This window comes from Streptomyces sp. NPDC001231 (assembly GCF_042896885.1).
GTDB lineage: Bacteria > Actinomycetota > Actinomycetes > Streptomycetales > Streptomycetaceae > Streptomyces.
This window is the reverse complement of the sequence record NZ_JBIAXS010000039.1, coordinates 65,452-81,022: the sequence shown is the minus strand read 5'-3', so window position 1 is coordinate 81,022 and position 15,571 is coordinate 65,452. Positions and strand designations below refer to the sequence as shown.

The following is a 15,571-nucleotide window of genomic DNA, read 5'->3' as shown; positions in this document are numbered from 1 at the left end:
GAGATCCTCCTCGCAGTGCCTGTAGAAGCTGCGGACGGCGGAGACCGCCCGGCCCCGTGAGGCGGCCGCCAGGGGGGTGCCGTCCAGGTTGGTGAGGCGGGAGGCCCAGTCCTGGATGTGCAGCGGCTCGAAGTGCCAGACCGCGTCGCCGATGTAGCGCAACCAGTCGCCGCGCCAGTCGGCGGGAGCATCGATCCCGGCGAGCAGCAGCCCGTAGCGGTAGCGGGTGTCCTCGTCCCAGGCGCGGCCGCGGACTTCCTGTCCGTCGGGCCGCCGGTACACCCCGGACAGCCACCCGTCGAGGATCGCGTACGGGTCCGGGGTGAGGATCGTGTTGCTGCTCATGGCGCCACTTTAGGAACTGCGGGCGGCGGCCCGGTCCTCGAGGGCGGACGTCTGTGCAGTGCGCGTACGCGTCACACAGGGCCCATTCGTAGGAACGGCGCGGCGGCCCTGGTGCTTCGGCGTAAGGGCTGCCGCGCCGTCTAGGCCCCGGAGCCCCAGCCGAGATACCAGCCGCAAAGTAGGTCGGGGGCAGCCGGAGTTATCAGGCATGTAAGGCAAGCACCTCTCGGACCCCCGTGCCTCACAGATATCTGCGAGCTGGTCAGGCATGTTCGGCATGTGCGTGACGTACGGCCCCAGCCACGATCGATACGCTCCCCGGTGTGACCAGCAGCGACGATTTCATACGCGTACAGCGGGCATGGAAGCAGATCGAGATGTGGATGGGCCGCCACGCTCCCGCCTCGCGCGCCATGCTCAACCCGCCCGCCGCCCCGGACCGGATCGAGCGCTGGGAGGCCACGATGGGCTTCCTCCTTCCCCCGGCTCTCAGGGCGCTCTACCTGTTGCATGACGGCAGCCGAGGGTACGACCAGGACCAGTTCGGGCACCACCCGCACGTCGAGGGACCGCTGCCCGCACCGGCCGACGACACTTCCCGCATCTGGGAGGCGCAATGGGCCGCCGCTCTCTTCTTGCCCGGCCCCGGCATCCACACCGGCTTCGCATGGTTCCCCCTCAACGAAGTGATGATGCAGCATCCCGTGCATCAGGGCATCGAAGAGGAGTACCACCGGCTCATCCCCTTCGCCGCCGACACCCTCGACTCATCCATGTCCGGCTTCTTCCTCGATCCCCAAGACGGGCAGATCGGGGCATGGGGCGATGCGGGGCACGTGGAGTTCGAGATCGGCACTCTTGTCGACTACATCGAGCAGATCGCGGCCGCGCTCAACGGCGGCGGCACAGCCTTCGGCTACCGACCCGCCTTGCATGCCAGCGGCGCGCTCGGCTGGCCGGACAGCGACAGCGATCCATTCGACGAACTCGGCGGCGACGCCTGGACGTGGGTACCCAAAGGCGGCATCTGACCTCCTCCCAGGCCTGAAGTCGGCTGCGGCGGGCCTCGACAGAAACGCTGTCCGTCGCGGCCGAACGAGAGTCCAGAAAGCGTTTCGGTCGAAACACTTCCGGCCACGTGCCTTACCTGTCTGAGTCACCGATCACGTGCCTGACCTGTGCAAAGGTCCCTCACCCCCTAGATAAGCCGGAAGCCCCGTTTCCCTTCCCTTGGCGGTCGAACGTTCCGCACAGCTGCGGCGTCGTAGAGGAAACGCGTGGGGAGGGGCGGGAGGGGAGGGCGTGTTGCTACGCAGAAGGACGAGCCGCAGCCGGGAGACGGACCACGGCGCTGACGATCCGCTGGACGCGGCCCAGGAACACCGAGTGCGGGCGGTACTCGCACTCGGTGGAGTGCCGCAGGCGGACCTGCCAGACGGAGTACAGCAGGTCCGCCTGCGGCTGCTGGAGCGGGCAGCGAGCGGCCAGGAGGCGCCTCGCAACGTGTCCGCGTGGGCCGCGGTCGTCGCCTCCAACCTCGCCATGGACTGGCACCGCGCCAAACACCGCCAAGAACGCCTCGGCGAGCGGCTGGCCTCGCTGCGGCAGGGGGAAACCTCCTCTGGCGAGGACACCCGGCTGCTCTCCCTCGCCGTTGCCCAGGGCCTGGACGAACTGCCCGAGGCCCAGCGCCAGGTCCTCATCCTGCGCTTCTACGCCGATCTGCCCGTCCGGGTGATCGCCCAACAGCTCGGCATCCCCGAAGGCACGGTCAAGAGCCGACTGCACACCGCCGTCCGCGCCCTGCGCGAACGGCTCCACGAGGACGAGGTGGTATGACGTGACCGCCGAACACACGCGGGCCGACGGCCACGGCGAGGCGGACCCGCTGATGGCCGCGATCCTGGACGAACCAATGCCCCGCCCGGCGTACTCTGACGCCGACCGCATGACCGAGTACCGCGCGGCCCGCGCCGACCTCGCCACGCTCCGCCAAGAGCTCACCTTCATCGCCAACGCGCTCACCGCCCAGGAGCCGGCGCAGCCCCCCGGCAGGGGTGCGGCCGGACACCCGCAGCAGCCGAGGCCGCCCCGGCGGGCGCGTCGCCGCCGGGCCGTCGCGGCGGGCGGCCTTGTGGCGGCCCTTTTCGTCTGCTCAGTGTTCGGGCTGACGTGGCTCCTCACCGTGGGCCAAACCGGGACGAGTTCGACCGATGGCACCGCCGATGCCAAGGTCACCACCGGCGGGTACGTGGCCTGCGCCCGGCTGATCGTCGAGGGCACGGTCACCCAGGTCGCCCCCGAGCCCGGCACCACACAGGACCGGATCGAACTTGCCGTCAACCGCCGCTACAAGCCCCGAACGGGCCCCGCCCGGATCACCTTCCTGATGGACCACGACGTCTCGCCCCGCCTTCGGCCCGGTGACCATGTCCTCATCGCCATCCCCAGACACGCAAGCAGCCCTGACCTCTGGAGCACAGGCGAAAAGCGGATCGCCCACGACCGCGCCTGGATCCTCGCAGGGCTCAAAGAGTCCCGCACGCTCACCTGCGACCAGGCCTCCTCCTCCGACTGACCACCGTCCCCGCACAGCGCTCAGCACGAGGCGTTCAACGAGCTGTTCGCAGCCCTGCCCTCGCACCGCGACCGCGCCCTGGTCGCCTTCTACATCTCCGCCGGTCCACGAGCCCTCGGAACTGCTCGGCGTGACCCGCGACCGGGTCAGCCCCGGAGACCAGACGATCGGCGTCATCCGCAAGGGCTCCCAGGCTCTGCAATGGATCCCGGCTTCCAGCGACGCATTCGTCTGGCTGCGTCTCTACCAGCAGCAGATCCGCCCGCAGGCCCTCGACGGGCCAGAGGAACCGCTGTGGTGGACCCTGCGGCGCCCGCTCCGGCCGCTCAGCTACGACGCCGCGCGCATGGTGTTCACCCGGGCCAACGACACCTCGGGCGCGAACTGGACGCTCCACGACCTGCGGCACAGTGCGGCGAAACGCATGATCCGCGACCCCAAGCTGTCACTCACCGACGTCCAATGGGTCCTCGGACACCTCCACATCAGCACCACCGAGCAGTACCTCGAACCCGCCGAGGACGAAGTCGTCGCGCACGTGCTGGCCCACCACGCCCGACGGGCCGCCGAGCCGGTCAAGCCGGTGATGCCTGCCCCGGGCTACCGCTCCGAGGTCCTCCAGACACTGCTCGGTTCCGCCGCACTCGGCGGAGGCCCGGCATGACCACCGAGACAGTAGCCGTCCGGCCCTCCGCCCCCATCCGCCACGCTCCTTTGCCGGCGGGGCAGGAGCCGCGCGAGGTGCCGACGATCTGGTGGCAGACGCAGGAGACGCGTGAGCAAGTACTGGAACGCACGGTCGCCCTGCCGTTCGCCGCGGACACCGACACCAACCAGCGCACACGCCGACGAGGTCTGGTCAAGCTGCTCGACTGGCTGGAGGACCAGCCCGGCCACACCTGGCAGGAGCGCTGGCTGGCCAGCGGGGCCGAGGAAGCCGGCCGGGAATGGACCCGTCTGCCGATGCAGTGGCTGACCGAACGTCATCGGGAACGCAAGTACGACCGCGCAGATCTGTCCTGCGGCATGATCCCGCTGCTGGGCGGACAGGTCGTACGCCCCGCCTACCCGTGGCTGCTGCGACAGCGGCCTGCCCAACTGCTGGCGCACATCCGCAGCGTCACCGATCCCGACGGGTTCGCGGCGCTCAAGGACCAGTACTCGGCCACCGGCCACTCGGGGTCCAACGACTGCAACAACGCGCTCAACCGGGTCACCTGGATCGTCACCAGCAAGGGCGGGACCGTCCGGGACATCACCATCGGCGACTGCGTCGAGCTCCAGCACGCCATCGGCGAACACCAGACCAACGGCTACCACGGCAAGCACCTCTTCTACGCTCTCCTCGCGGCAGTCGGAGTATTCGGACCTGATGCCCCCGCACGGCTCAAGACAGTGATGCTGCCGGGGCAGCTGACGCCGGCGGCCCTGGTCGACCGGCACGGCATCGCCTGCACCGCGATACGCGACCTGCTGGTGGACTACCTCACCGAGCGCGCGGTCGACATCGACTACACCACGCTGGAGGACATGGCCCGCGCGTTGGCCGGACTGTTCTGGCGAGACCTGGAGAAGCACCACCCGGGCATTGATTCGCTCCGGCTGGACGCCGATACCGTCACCGCCTGGCGGGAACGGGTCCGGATGGTCCGCGACCGGCACGGCATTCCCCTCCGCCCGCGGGTGAACGTGCACACCGTGTTCACCTGGGTCAGGGCGTTCTATCAGGACCTCGCCCGTTGGGGCTGCTGATGAGCCGGCACGCTGGGGCCTCTGGGTGGCGCCGTGTCCTATCCGCGACAGCGACACCGATCACGGCAGGGTCCGGCTCCGATGCAAGGCAGCCATGGACCAGCGCACCCGCACCCTGCTGCCTGCCCTTCCGGCCCTGGTCAGAGCTGTCGAACGGCAGCTCAAGGACGCCGAGAGGTGTCTCGCCGCGGGGCGGGAGACTCCAGCCGGGGCCACGTTCATCACCCCGGCCGGCGAGACTCTCCTCCGCCGGGCCGGGGTATCAACCCGCGTCTATGCGGACGACCCCACCACCGGGCGGCGGCGGGATCTGACCATGGAAGAGGAACGCGCGTTCTGGGCCTGGGCCATCGTCGAGGTCCTCCGTCACACCGGCATGCGCATCGAGGAGGCGCTGGAGCTCACCCACCACAGCTTCGTCGCCTACCAGCTCCCCACCACCGGCGAGATCGTGCCCATGTCGCAGGTCGCCCCCTCCAAGCTCGACCAGGAACGACTGCTGCTGGTCTCCCCGGAACTCGGCGAGGTACTGACGGCGGTCATTCACCGCGTCCGGCGCGGACAGGCGGCCATGCCTCTGGTCTCCGCCTACGACACTCTGGAACGTCTGTCGAGTGCACCGATGCCCTTCCTCTTCCAACGCCGCTACGGCCCGGAGAACCGAGCCATCCCGCGCAACTACATCTACACCTGCCTGGGCGACGCCCTCGTCGCCAGCGGGCTGACCGGGCCCGGCGACATGCCGCTTCGATATACACCTCACGACTTCCGAAGAATCTTCGTGACCGACGCCCTCCGCACCGGCCTGCCCCCCGCACATCGCCGCCCGCATCTGCGGCCACCGGACGGTCGACACGACTCTCGGATACGCCGCGATCTACCCCGAAGACGTCATCAACCACCACCGGGCCTTCATCGCCCGACGCCGGTCGCTACGGCCCGGAGAGGAGTACCGCGAGCCCACCGCGCAGGAGTGGCAGGACTTCCTGGCCCACTTCGAACTGCGAAAGGTCGCCCTCGGCACCTGCGCCCGCGACTTCGGCACCCCCTGCGTCCACGAACACGCGTGCATCCGCTGCCCCGTCCTGCGGCCCGACCCCGAGCAGATGCCCAGGCTGGAGGAGATCCGCGCCAACCTGGTCGACCGCCTCCAGGAGGCCAAGGAACAGGGCTGGCTCGGCGAGGTCGCGGCGATCGAGGCAAGCCTCGCCGCCGCCGAGCAGAAGCTCACCGCGATGCGCGACGTGTCCGCCCGGCACACCACCGTGCACCTCGGGATGCCCGACTTCCGAACCAGCGCAGGCCGTCTCACCTCCGACCCGGCCAGCGGCTACTGAGGTTTGATGCGTGATGTCGCTGGTCGAAGTCTTGAACTGTGAAGACGAGGGTTCGCCGCGCGCGGCATCATGCGAAGATCACCAGTAACGGGCTCTCCCGGATGGGTCGTGCGGCGTGTTGGCCTGGCTCCTGAGTGAAGCCCCGCTTCGCGGAGCTGCGCTAGTAGTAGCCCTTCGTGCCGTCGAGTAGCTCCCGGACGATGTCCGCGTGCCCTGCGTGTCGCCCCGTCTCCTCGACGAGGTGAATCAGCATCCAGCGGAGGTTGGCGCTGCCGTCGCGGAAGTCGGGGTGGCGGCCGGTGTCGTCCAGGTCGGCCGCGGCAATGATCGCGTTGCTGCGGGTGCACTGGGCCTCGTACTCCGCAAGGAGCTCTGCGAGGGGGCGGCCGTCGGTGTGCCAGTCGGCGTTCTTGCTTGACTCGTCGAATGCGGGGTTCTGCTTCTTGTCGCCGCCGAGGAACACCACTTCCAGCCATATGTGCTCGGTCCAGCGCATGTGTGAGATGAGACCGGCCATCGTCATGTCCGGTGAGGTCGGGATGACCGGGCGGCGCGCGTCCTCGTCGCTCAGCCCTTCGCATTTCCAGCGCAGAATCTGCCGCTGCAGGTCCAGCCAGCCGATGAGCGCAGTGCGTTCATCCGCTTGGCGCGGGGGGCGTTCCAGTTCCGATGACATGGCGGCGCACGCTACCAGAGCGGTCGGGAGGGGCACCTGGGTGAGGGCTCGTCCGCGATTTACTGGTGATCTTCTAATGATGCCGCGGGGCGCGCCCTCGTCTTCGCAGTTCAAGGCGTCGACCCAGCGACATCGCCCATCAAACCTCAGTAACACCACAAGGGGCTTCCGCGACACGCCCGACGAGCCGCGGAAGCCCAACTTTCCTAAAGTCGCGTTCCGTTACGGAGCCCGAGGAATCGACAACTCTCCGTTGTGCTGGGCTAGTTCGGATAAGACCAGCTCGGCTCACTGGGCCTGGTCCTCAACGCCGTGGTGCTCTGGACCACCCGGTACATCGACGCCGCCGTCGCCCGGCTCCGTGCCGAGGGACACGAGATCCGGGACGAGGACATCGCCCGCCTGTCCCCGCTCAAGCACCGCAACCTCAACGTCCTGGGCCGTTACAGCTTCACCGCCTCCACCCCGGCTGGCGGCGCCCTACGCCCGCTTCGCGACCCGGACCCAGTCGAACTCGAGGCAGTGTGCCGGGCGCCGAGCCGCTTGAGCTTGCGGCGCACCCGCTCACCGAAGGCGACTGGGTCGGTGGCTTCGGCCAGGAACGCCGCCTCGGCCCACGTGGTGACGGAGGGATGGGCCCACATCAAGGCGACCAGCTCTTCCTTCGGTCGCAGTTGGTCCAGAACCCGGGTGATGCGGGGATCGTCCGGGCGCGCCCCCAGGGCCAGGTCCTGGGCGGCCGGGCATCCCCTGATCAGGTCGTACAGCGTCACTCATCCGGTCAGCCGGTGCGGGCGGCGAGCCACGCCCGGTGGGCCGACCGCACCCTCTCCCAGAGCGCGGAACGCTCCTCCTCGCCGACGTCGGTGAGGGTGAGCCCGAAGACCTCCGCGAGGGCTCCGAACCAGGCGGCCTCGGTGGTCAGTTCCCGCTCCGACCGCCCGTTACTGTCCGTCCGGACCAGTACGCAGCCCCGGAGTTCGTCCGTGCGGGCCGCATCCCTGCGGATCGCGGAGACGACCCGGACAAACCCCGAACTCGGCGAGGTGGACAACTCCCGGTGCTGTGCGGCGAAGTCGTCCGGCCCGGCGGGTGCCATGGTGAAGTCCATCCCGGCGAAGGAGCCGCGGGGGTCGTGGTCGAAGCGCCACCCATCGGGCTCGACCGCAGACCGCGAGAGCCGATAGGCGAAGGGCCCCTGACGGTACTCCCCGGCACGGAGCGGCAGCGGCTCGTACAGCGCGTCACCGAGCCCGACGTCGACAAACCAGGGCTCGCCCTCGCAGACCACCGTGAGGGCCAGATGGTTGGCGTTCGCTCCGGGAGGCTGGGCGGTTTGACTGCCCTGGACTCCGCCGCGGTGCCATGTCACGGCGTACCCCAGGGCGTCGAGCAGCGTGGCGAAGGCTCCGTTGAGATGGAAGCAGTAGCCGCCGCGCCCCCGGAGGATCCGGGCCACCGACTCCTCGGGATCCACCGTGGTCGCCCGCCCCAGATGGATCTCCAACGTCTCGTACGGCACCCGCGCCACATGTGCGGCGTGCAGCGCCCGCAGCCCCGCCACGGACGGCGCCTCAGGAGCCGCGACACCCAGTCGCTCCAGATAGCGGTCGACATCCACCTTCGGCATGCACTGGACTCTAGTCAGCACCGGTGACTTCCAGTCAACTTCGGTTGGATCACGGACCGGTCGGAGAGCTCGGCACGGGCGGCGCCGGCGCCGAAGATTCCTTTCAACCCATTACCAAGCGTTTACTGAGCAGATACCTTTCTCCTTGCCGGTGGCAGGGGGGTGGAGCGATCCGGCTGTCCCTGCCTGCCCCGGAGTACAGCCGGACGCCCGTTCGGCCTGTTTTCGGCCATTACGCCCATTTCTGATGGACTGCCGGAAGGAAGCGTCTTGAACGCTCGGAACCGCCGCACCACGGTAGCCGCCGTATCCGCCGCAGGGCTCATAGCGCCGCTGCTGCTGATCGGATCGGGCACCGCCTCCGCCCACAGCGACCCTGCCAAGGAGGCTGCCAAGCTCGCACAGAAGCTCGTCAAGAAGAGCAACGCCGAGGATGCCTACGAGCATCTGAAGAAGTTCCAGCGGATCGCTGACAAGAACGGGAACACCCGGGTGGCCGGGTCTGAGGGGCACCGGCAGTCGGCCGAGTACGTCGAGGGCCTGCTGCGGAAGGCCGGGTACTCGGTGACCCGGAACGAGTTCGACTACCAGTTCAGCCAGACGCTGGCAGAGAGCCTGCGGGTGGTGTCGCCGCAGCAGCAGGACGTTCCGTTGATCGCCATGACGTACTCCGCCAACAGCCCCACCGGCGGCATCACCGCCCCGGTCGCGGTGGTGCCGGTCGACGACACCACCGGCTGCGAGCCGGGGGACTACGCGCCGGGGACGTTCACCGGCAAGATCGCGCTGATCAAGCGTGGCGGCTGCACTTTCGCGGAGAAGCAGGCGGCCGCCGCCGGTGCGGGCGCGGTCGGCGCGATCATCTACAACAACACCGACGGCGCGCTCAACGGCACCCTGGGAGACCCGAACGTCGCGAAGATCCCGACCGGTGGCGTCACGCAGGCGGACGGTGAGGCCTTGGCGGCCAAGGCCGCTTCCGGCGCAGTGACCGTCAACCTTGAGATCCGCACCTTCGCGGAGATGCGGCGCACCTACAACGTCATCGCCGAGACCAAGGGCGGCGACGCCGACAACGTGGCGATGTTCGGCGCCCACCTGGACTCGGTGGCGGCCGGCCCGGGCATCAACGACAACGGCTCCGGCTCCGCGGGCATCCTCGACGTGGCCCTGAACCTCGCCCACGAGAAGGTCAAGAACAAGGTGCGTTTCGCCTGGTGGTCGGCTGAGGAGTTCGGCCTGCTGGGCTCGGAGGCGTACGTCGACAGTCTCTCGGCGGCGGACCGTGCGAAGGTCAAGCTGTACCTGAACTTCGACATGATCGCCTCGCCGAACTACGCCCAGTTCGTCTACGACGGTGACGACTCCGACCAGGTCGGTGCCGGTCCCGGCCCGGAGGGCTCGGCGCAGCTGGAGCGGCAGATCACCGACTACCTGGACAGCCGGCGCATCCCGCACGAGGGCACCGACTTCACCGGCCGGTCGGACTACGGGCCGTTCATCGAGGTGGGCATCCCCTCGGGCGGCACCTTCACCGGCGCCGAGGGCGTCAAGACGGCCCAGCAGGCAAAGGTGTACGGCGGTAAGGCCGGTGTCGCGTACGACGCCTGCTACCACGCCGCTTGCGACAACCTGAAGAACATCAACATGAAGGCGTTCGACGTCAACATCGACGTCATCGCCAACGCGGTGGGCCAGTACGCCTGGGACACCAGCCTCCTGAGCAAGCCGGTGGCGCCGCAGAACACCAAGGGCTCCGCGGGCAGCGGCGGTGGCCTGCACGAGGGTCACGACCACGAGGTCACCGAGTAACTCCCGCTACACACAGGGGGAGGGCCGGACTGCCCGGCCCTACCCTTGCCATCCAGCAGACACCGCGAACGTCGTCCAGCAGCCGTGCCTGTTGTCGTGCTCGTCGCGGCAAACGGAACCGGCCCGCTCACTTCCCGCGCAGGAGGGCGTATCCCGGGGGCGCTGTGGCACGATCGGCTGCCATGCCGTCTCTGCCCGCGTGGCCGTCAACGACCCCTCGCCGTCTGCTCGCTGCCCTGCTCGCGTTGTTTGTGGGAGCCGGTGCCGGCGTTGCCGACGCCGTCCCCAAACGCACGGACGCGCCGAAGAGCGCCCAGGTCGCGACACCCGATCACCCGCGCTACGACGTGACCCTGCGCGCCGACGCCGACGGTACCCACTGGAAGGGCCGGCAGCGCGTGTCGTTCCGCAACGCCTCCGACCGGCCCCTGCGCGAGGTGTACCTGCGGCTGTGGGGCAACGGCGTGGACGCCTGCGGCGCTCCCGGCAGCCCTTCCCCCGTCACCGTGTCCCGGGTACGCGGCGGCACGGCGGGGCGGCTCAGCGTGGACTGCACAGCGCTGCATATCACCTTGCCCGCACCTCTCGAGCGAGGCCGGCGCACGACTGTCTCCTTCGACGTGTCCCTCACCGTGCCCGGGCGCAACGACCGCTTCGGCCGCGAGGGTGCGTTCCGTTTCCTCGGCAATGCGCTGCCCGTGCTGGCCGTGCACGACGCGACGGGATGGCACCTGGATCCGTACGTGTCGACCGGCGAGAGCTTCTACACCCTGGCCGGTGACTTCCAGGTCACGCTCGACCACCCGTCGGCCCTCAAGGTCCCGGCGACCGGCCGCACCCGCACCAACCCCGGCACGCCGGGGCGCACTCTCACGCACAGCTTCGCGCACCGGGTACGGGACTTCGCGTGGGCGGCAGGCCCGTTCCGCACCGCGGACCAGACCACTCCCGGCGGCGTGCGGGTCAGATCGTACTGGGCACCCGACACGCCGGCCGAGGGCGTGCGGCTCGCACGCCAGGACGGCGCCGCCGCCGTCGACCGGTTCAGCACGGAGTACGGCCGCTACCCGTACGGCGAGCTCGACCTGGTGATGACCCCGCAGTTCGGCGGCGGCATGGAATACCCCGGCCTGGTCCTGCTCGGCACCACCGAGGAAGGCAACGCCGTCGTCCACGAACTGGCCCATCAGTGGTGGTACGGCATCGTCGGCAACGACCAATACCGTGCGCCCTGGCTGGACGAGAGCTTCGCCCAGTACGCCAACTTCCGCTTCTACGGCTTGGACACCCGTGGCTGCTGGAACCCGGACGAGTGGCCCGACCAGAACGCCGCGCTCACCAGCTCGATGGCCTACTGGTCGCAGCACCGCGGCACGTACCACCTCATCTACACCGCCGGCCCCTGCGCCCTGGCAGACCTGGAACGCACCCTCGGCAGCGCCACCATGGCACGACTCCTCAAGCGCTACGCCCACGACCACTGGTACGGCGTCTCCACCACCGCCGACTTCAAGAAGGCCGCCCAGTCCATGACCGACAAGGACCTGACGTCCTTCTGGAAGACGCACCGCATCCGGTGAACACCTTGACCCACCCGCGGCGAGGCCTCCTTGCCGCCGTGCCGGTACGCCCTCCACGCCGAGCGGAGGCGTTCAGACATCGGCGCTGGGGTGGGCGGGGCTCAGGTAGTGCACCGCGGTCCGCTCGGCGTGCGGGACGAGCAGGCCCTGCAGTTCGTCTGCCGCGACCTTGAGGATGTCGCCGTCCCGGGTGGCGTGGAGGGTTTCCAGGACGAAGGCGACGTGGGCGGAGTCCTCGGTGACGCGGGTGCGGTGGGCGTCGCGGTGGTTCCAGTGGCGGGTGAGGACGCCGGTGGTGTCGGCGTAGATGATCTCGCCGGGCTTGGCGTGTTCGACGGCGTCGGGTTCGCCGAGCGGGGTGAACTCCTCGCTTCCGTCGGCGTAGCGGATGTCGACGTCGCCGGTGACGTGGCCGAGGTCGAAGGCCCCGGCCGGCAGCCCGTGGCGGACGGAGACGGAGTTGTATGAGTCGACCGCCGGGTTGATACGTGGCAGCACGCCCTTCTTGGTCATGCGCCGGCCGAGGGCGTCGACACTGGGGCGGATGCGGCGGGGGTTGGTGCCGAAGGAGCGGTAGGCGATGTGCCACGCCTCGATACGAGGGTCGCTCTCGTCGGCGGGCTGCCATATGCCGAGGGCGAGTTGCTGCTCCAGGTCTTCGAGAGCGGTGGTGGTGTCGGACCAGGGTTCGTGGCCGCGCAGGCCGGTGGCGCTGACCAGGGCGACGAGGGTGTCCGGGAAGGCACCGGAGACGGCGGGGCTGATGCGGAAGGCGGTCATGTGCGAGGTCCTCCTCTCGTGCGTGTGCCGGCGGCCGGCTTCAGGGCTTCCAGGGGCCGATGCGGTCCAGGCGGCGCAGCTGCTGGCGTGCGGCTGGTACGTCCAGACCCTGGCCGCGCTCGGTGAGTCGGCCGGCGACGGCGGTGCGGTGCTCGACGGGTTTGTGGTCGTCGTACTTGAACTTGGCCCGCACCTCGGTGACCTCCAGGCGCAGTCCGCGGATGCCGGGGAGCATTCGCCCGTAGGGCGGCTGGTCGACGGCGATGGGGGCGTGGTCGCCGTGGGGCTGGAAGTGGGCCATCTGGCGGCGCAGCAGGTCGGCCTTGGCCTCGGGGGCGTCGACGACGTGGGCGCGGCAGGTGAACTGGACGGCCGCGTAGTAGCTGGTGGGCACGCCGTCGGTGGGCGGGATGCCGGGCTTGGCGCGCCAGGGTCCGGGGACGAAGGAGTAGTCGCCGATGACGGTGAAGGTGACGTGCGGGTCGTGCTCGATCGCCTTCCAGACCGGGTTGGGCCGGGCGAGGTGGATCAGCAGTCGGCCGTTGTCGGTGGCGAAGTGGGTGGGAACGACGATGGGCGCCTGGCCGGGCAGGCCGTTGACACTGAGCTGGCCGAAGTCGTGGCCGTCGGCGATCCAGGTCTGCCATTCGTCATCGTCCAGGCCGGCATCCCAGGGCTGGATGAACATGTGTCTCTCCTTGGTGGCGGTAGAACGGACGGGACGGTTCAGGTGAGGGCGAGGAGGCCGACCGCGACGGCGGCGGTGCCCAGGCCGACGAGCTGGCCACGGTGGACGCGTTCGGCGAGTACGCCGCGGGCGAGCAGCACCGTGCCGGCCGGATACAGGGCGGTGATCACGGCGACGACGGTGAGGTCCCCGCTGCGGGCGGCGAGCAGGAACAGCAGGTTCGCCAGCGAGTCCAGCACGCCCGCGGCCGCGGAGATCGCGTAGGCGGGCTTCTCCGGGCCCAGCCGGCGATGCATCACCGCGGCCGCGGCCAGGGTGACGGCCGAGGAGACCGCTCTGCCGATGATCAGAGGGGCCACACCGCTGTCGGAGGGCGCCTGGTGCAGGAAGACGAGCTGAAGGGCGATGGCGGCACCCGCGCCGAAGGCCAGCAGCAGCGCCGTCCGGGACGGACGCGACGAGCGCGCTCCGTGCCCGGCGCTCACCATGACCACCGCCACCAGCGCCAGCGGCAGACCCACAAGCCCGGCCACGCCCAGGCGCTCGCCCTGGAGCAGCCCGACCGCGACCGGAAGCGCGGCGGACACCAGCGCGGTGATGGGCGAGAGCACGTTCATCGGGCCGATCGCGAGGGTCTTGTACAGCAGGGCGAACGCGGCGGCGGACGCGACCCCGGAGGCTGCGCCCCACCCGACGCTTGCCCGGGTGAACGTGGCCCCCAGGACGGGCCACAGCAGCAGCTCGACGGCGAGACTGGCCGGCGCCGCGACCAGCACGGTGCGCAGCACATGCGCCTTACGGGCACCGAGGCCGCCGAGGAAGTCGGCGCATCCGTAGGCGAGAGAGCTGCCCAGGGCCAGCAGCAGAGCGAGCACGGCACTTCCCTAACTTTCACAATGGAACGACCCGACCGTACAATGAAACGACCGCCTGTTGTCAACCAAATGACCGGACGGTCCATTCCAGTGCTCCACTCGTCAGGACGGTGATCAAGTGCCCGAGGCAGAAGCAGCCCTGCGCACGCTCGCGCACAACGTCAGAGCCGCACGCACACGCGCGGGCCTGTCCCTGGACGAACTGGGCCGCCGCGCCAAGGTCAGCAAGGGTGCCCTGGTCGGGCTGGAGAAGGCCCAGGGCAACCCGAACTTCGCCACCCTGGTCCGCCTCGCCGACACCCTCGGTGTCTCGGTGTCCGCACTGATGGAAGGACCGGCCGAAGGCCGCGTCCGAGTGGTGTCCGTTGACGCCGTCATGCCTCTGTGGGCCGGGGAGCGGGGCAGCGAGGCCCGGCTCATGCTGACCACCTCGGGACCGGCTCCGGTCGAGGTCTGGCGCTGGAAACTGGAGCCCGGCGAGGAATACCCCAGCCACCCCCACCAGGCCGGTGTCGTGGAAACCGTCAGCGTCACGTCCGGCCGGATGACACTGATCGTCGACGGCGCCGAGCATCCTGTCGAAGCCGGACAGACCGCCGCCTTCGACGGTGACACCACCCACACCTACCGAGGCTCGGGCACCGGGACCTGCCACCTGATCATGACCGTTCACATCCCGCCCGGCCCCGGCTCCACAACCTGACCGGCACGCGCGCGACAGCTTGGCGGTGAGCGCACTCCGGTGCCGCCGGCAGGAGACCGTCCTCGGGGGCGACGAATGCCAAGCATGCGTTCCGGTCGGAGGTGGATCAACCCTTGGTGGCGAGTTCGAGGAGGTGCCGGGCTGTGCCGGCCGGATCGACGATCTGATGCAGGTGTGAGCCGGGCAGTTGTGCCACACGCCAACCGCGTTCCCGCGCCTCCTCGGCTATGTCGTCATATGGAGGGCCGAACAGCAAGTAGGAACAGGGATGGTCGTCCCAGCCGTCGGGGACCGGGATGTGCTGCTCGTAGTAGGACAGCGGCAGGGTGGGCTGCTCCTCGACGACTGCCCGCCGCACCTCCGGATCAGAGAACATGGGTGCGACGTCTGCCTCGTCCCACCAATCGGTCCAGCGCGGCAGCCTGCCGTTCACTGCCATCGGACGGAGGAACTCCAGCAACTCGGGTGTGGCGACGGGGGTCGGTCCGATGCGGGCCGGCAGCGCGGCATCGACGAAGATCGAGCTGGTCACCGGGTGGTCGAGGCCCGAGCGGATCGAGGGGAGAAACAAGCCCGCGTTGCTGTGTGCCACCAAGGTGACGGGGCTGCCGGCCGAGACTTGCCGGAGGTCATCGCGGACGGCGCTGATGACGCGGGGCCAGAAGGGCGGAGCGCCGGCGCCTGCGTGCAGCAGGGATGGCACCCGTACCTGGTATCCCACCGCTGTCAGGTGTTCGGCCACCGGACGCCAGGTCGAGGGACCTACAGAAGGACTGTGCACGAGAATGAAGATCGGCTGCATGTGACGATCCTGT

At 69.4% G+C, this 15,571-nt stretch carries 17 protein-coding genes and 2 pseudogenes; 10 read left to right on the top strand and 9 right to left on the bottom strand.

Annotation, left to right across the window (positions count from 1 at the left end; genetic code table 11):
* Positions 1-345, bottom strand: a pseudogene (locus ACFY3J_RS34125) (hypothetical protein); the annotation flags it as partial.
* A gap of 323 nt (positions 346-668) precedes the next feature.
* Here ACFY3J_RS34125 and ACFY3J_RS34120 point away from each other — a divergent pair.
* From ACFY3J_RS34120 to ACFY3J_RS34100, 5 genes are all read left to right on the top strand, one after another.
* A complete protein-coding gene (locus ACFY3J_RS34120; RefSeq protein ID WP_390842449.1) occupies positions 669-1,376 on the top strand; it encodes an SMI1/KNR4 family protein in 708 nt (235 codons plus the stop codon).
* Between the two features lie 274 nt (positions 1,377-1,650).
* Positions 1,651-2,184 (top strand): RNA polymerase sigma factor, encoded by a 534-nt coding sequence (locus ACFY3J_RS34115; protein ID WP_390842452.1) that lies wholly within the window; start codon positions 1,651-1,653, stop codon positions 2,182-2,184.
* Position 2,185: 1 nt separating this feature from the next.
* Positions 2,186-2,923 (top strand): hypothetical protein, encoded by a 738-nt coding sequence (locus ACFY3J_RS34110; protein WP_390842448.1) that lies wholly within the window; start codon positions 2,186-2,188, stop codon positions 2,921-2,923.
* Positions 2,811-3,587 (top strand): tyrosine-type recombinase/integrase, encoded by a 777-nt coding sequence (locus ACFY3J_RS34105; RefSeq protein ID WP_390842451.1) that lies wholly within the window; start codon positions 2,811-2,813, stop codon positions 3,585-3,587. The genes ACFY3J_RS34110 and ACFY3J_RS34105 overlap by 113 nt, the downstream gene beginning before the upstream one ends.
* Positions 3,584-4,675 carry a hypothetical protein gene (locus ACFY3J_RS34100; RefSeq protein WP_390842447.1) on the top strand — a complete coding sequence of 364 codons (1,092 nt, stop codon included), beginning with the start codon at positions 3,584-3,586 and terminating at the stop codon, positions 4,673-4,675. Before ACFY3J_RS34105 ends, ACFY3J_RS34100 begins: the two co-directional genes overlap by 4 nt.
* A gap of 262 nt (positions 4,676-4,937) precedes the next feature.
* On the opposite strand, the gene ACFY3J_RS34095 is transcribed toward ACFY3J_RS34100, so the two are convergent.
* Entirely contained in the window at positions 4,938-5,222 is a 285-nt protein-coding gene (locus ACFY3J_RS34095) for a hypothetical protein (protein WP_390842446.1), read from the bottom strand.
* Positions 5,223-5,781: 559 nt separating this feature from the next.
* On the opposite strand from ACFY3J_RS34095, the gene ACFY3J_RS34090 reads away from it, so the two are divergent.
* A complete protein-coding gene (locus tag ACFY3J_RS34090; protein ID WP_390842445.1) occupies positions 5,782-6,012 on the top strand; it encodes a hypothetical protein in 231 nt (76 codons plus the stop codon).
* Positions 6,013-6,172: 160 nt separating this feature from the next.
* Here the strand turns inward: ACFY3J_RS34090 and ACFY3J_RS34085 are convergent, their stop codons facing one another.
* On the bottom strand, positions 6,173-6,688 hold the full coding sequence (locus ACFY3J_RS34085) for a DinB family protein (protein WP_181647239.1): 516 nt from the start codon (positions 6,686-6,688) through the stop codon (positions 6,173-6,175).
* Positions 6,689-6,964: 276 nt separating this feature from the next.
* On the opposite strand from ACFY3J_RS34085, the pseudogene ACFY3J_RS34080 reads away from it, so the two are divergent.
* A pseudogene (locus ACFY3J_RS34080) lies at positions 6,965-7,207 on the top strand (Tn3 family transposase); the annotation flags it as partial.
* On the opposite strand, the gene ACFY3J_RS34075 reads toward ACFY3J_RS34080, so the two are convergent.
* Together ACFY3J_RS34075 and ACFY3J_RS34070 are read right to left on the bottom strand one after the other, a co-directional pair.
* Positions 7,132-7,461, bottom strand: coding sequence for a hypothetical protein (locus tag ACFY3J_RS34075; RefSeq protein ID WP_384186784.1), 330 nt, complete (start codon positions 7,459-7,461; stop codon positions 7,132-7,134). The pseudogene ACFY3J_RS34080 and the gene ACFY3J_RS34075 sit on opposite strands and share 76 nt — an antisense overlap.
* A gap of 8 nt (positions 7,462-7,469) precedes the next feature.
* Positions 7,470-8,318, bottom strand: a complete 849-nt coding sequence (locus ACFY3J_RS34070; RefSeq protein WP_390842444.1) for an arylamine N-acetyltransferase — start codon at positions 8,316-8,318, stop codon at positions 7,470-7,472.
* A 270-nt stretch (positions 8,319-8,588) separates the two neighbouring features.
* Here ACFY3J_RS34070 and ACFY3J_RS34065 point away from each other — a divergent pair, with 270 nt between their 5' ends.
* Positions 8,589-10,130, top strand: coding sequence for a M28 family metallopeptidase (locus ACFY3J_RS34065; protein ID WP_384186778.1), 1,542 nt, complete (start codon positions 8,589-8,591; stop codon positions 10,128-10,130).
* 182 nt (positions 10,131-10,312) lie between these two features.
* Positions 10,313-11,710, top strand: coding sequence for a M1 family metallopeptidase (locus ACFY3J_RS34060; protein WP_384186775.1), 1,398 nt, complete (start codon positions 10,313-10,315; stop codon positions 11,708-11,710).
* Between the two features lie 72 nt (positions 11,711-11,782).
* Here the strand turns inward: ACFY3J_RS34060 and ACFY3J_RS34055 are convergent, their stop codons facing one another.
* From ACFY3J_RS34055 to ACFY3J_RS34045, 3 genes are read right to left on the bottom strand one after another with little or no spacing between them, the layout of a single operon-like run.
* Positions 11,783-12,490: a B3/4 domain-containing protein gene (locus tag ACFY3J_RS34055; RefSeq protein WP_384186772.1), complete on the bottom strand. Its 708-nt coding sequence runs from the start codon at positions 12,488-12,490 to the stop codon at positions 11,783-11,785.
* 40 nt (positions 12,491-12,530) lie between these two features.
* A complete protein-coding gene (locus ACFY3J_RS34050) occupies positions 12,531-13,178 on the bottom strand; it encodes an FMN-binding negative transcriptional regulator (protein WP_384186769.1) in 648 nt (215 codons plus the stop codon).
* Positions 13,179-13,216: 38 nt separating this feature from the next.
* On the bottom strand, positions 13,217-14,053 hold the full coding sequence (locus ACFY3J_RS34045; RefSeq protein ID WP_384186766.1) for an EamA family transporter: 837 nt from the start codon (positions 14,051-14,053) through the stop codon (positions 13,217-13,219).
* A 118-nt stretch (positions 14,054-14,171) separates the two neighbouring features.
* Here ACFY3J_RS34045 and ACFY3J_RS34040 point away from each other — a divergent pair, with 118 nt between their 5' ends.
* The gene (locus tag ACFY3J_RS34040; RefSeq protein ID WP_390842443.1) at positions 14,172-14,756 is read left to right on the top strand and encodes a helix-turn-helix domain-containing protein; all 585 of its coding nucleotides are present in this window, start codon (positions 14,172-14,174) and stop codon (positions 14,754-14,756) included.
* A gap of 106 nt (positions 14,757-14,862) precedes the next feature.
* Here the strand turns inward: ACFY3J_RS34040 and ACFY3J_RS34035 are convergent, their stop codons facing one another.
* The gene (locus tag ACFY3J_RS34035) at positions 14,863-15,348 is read right to left on the bottom strand and encodes an alpha/beta hydrolase (protein WP_390842442.1); all 486 of its coding nucleotides are present in this window, start codon (positions 15,346-15,348) and stop codon (positions 14,863-14,865) included.
* Positions 15,349-15,571 lie beyond the last annotated feature (223 nt).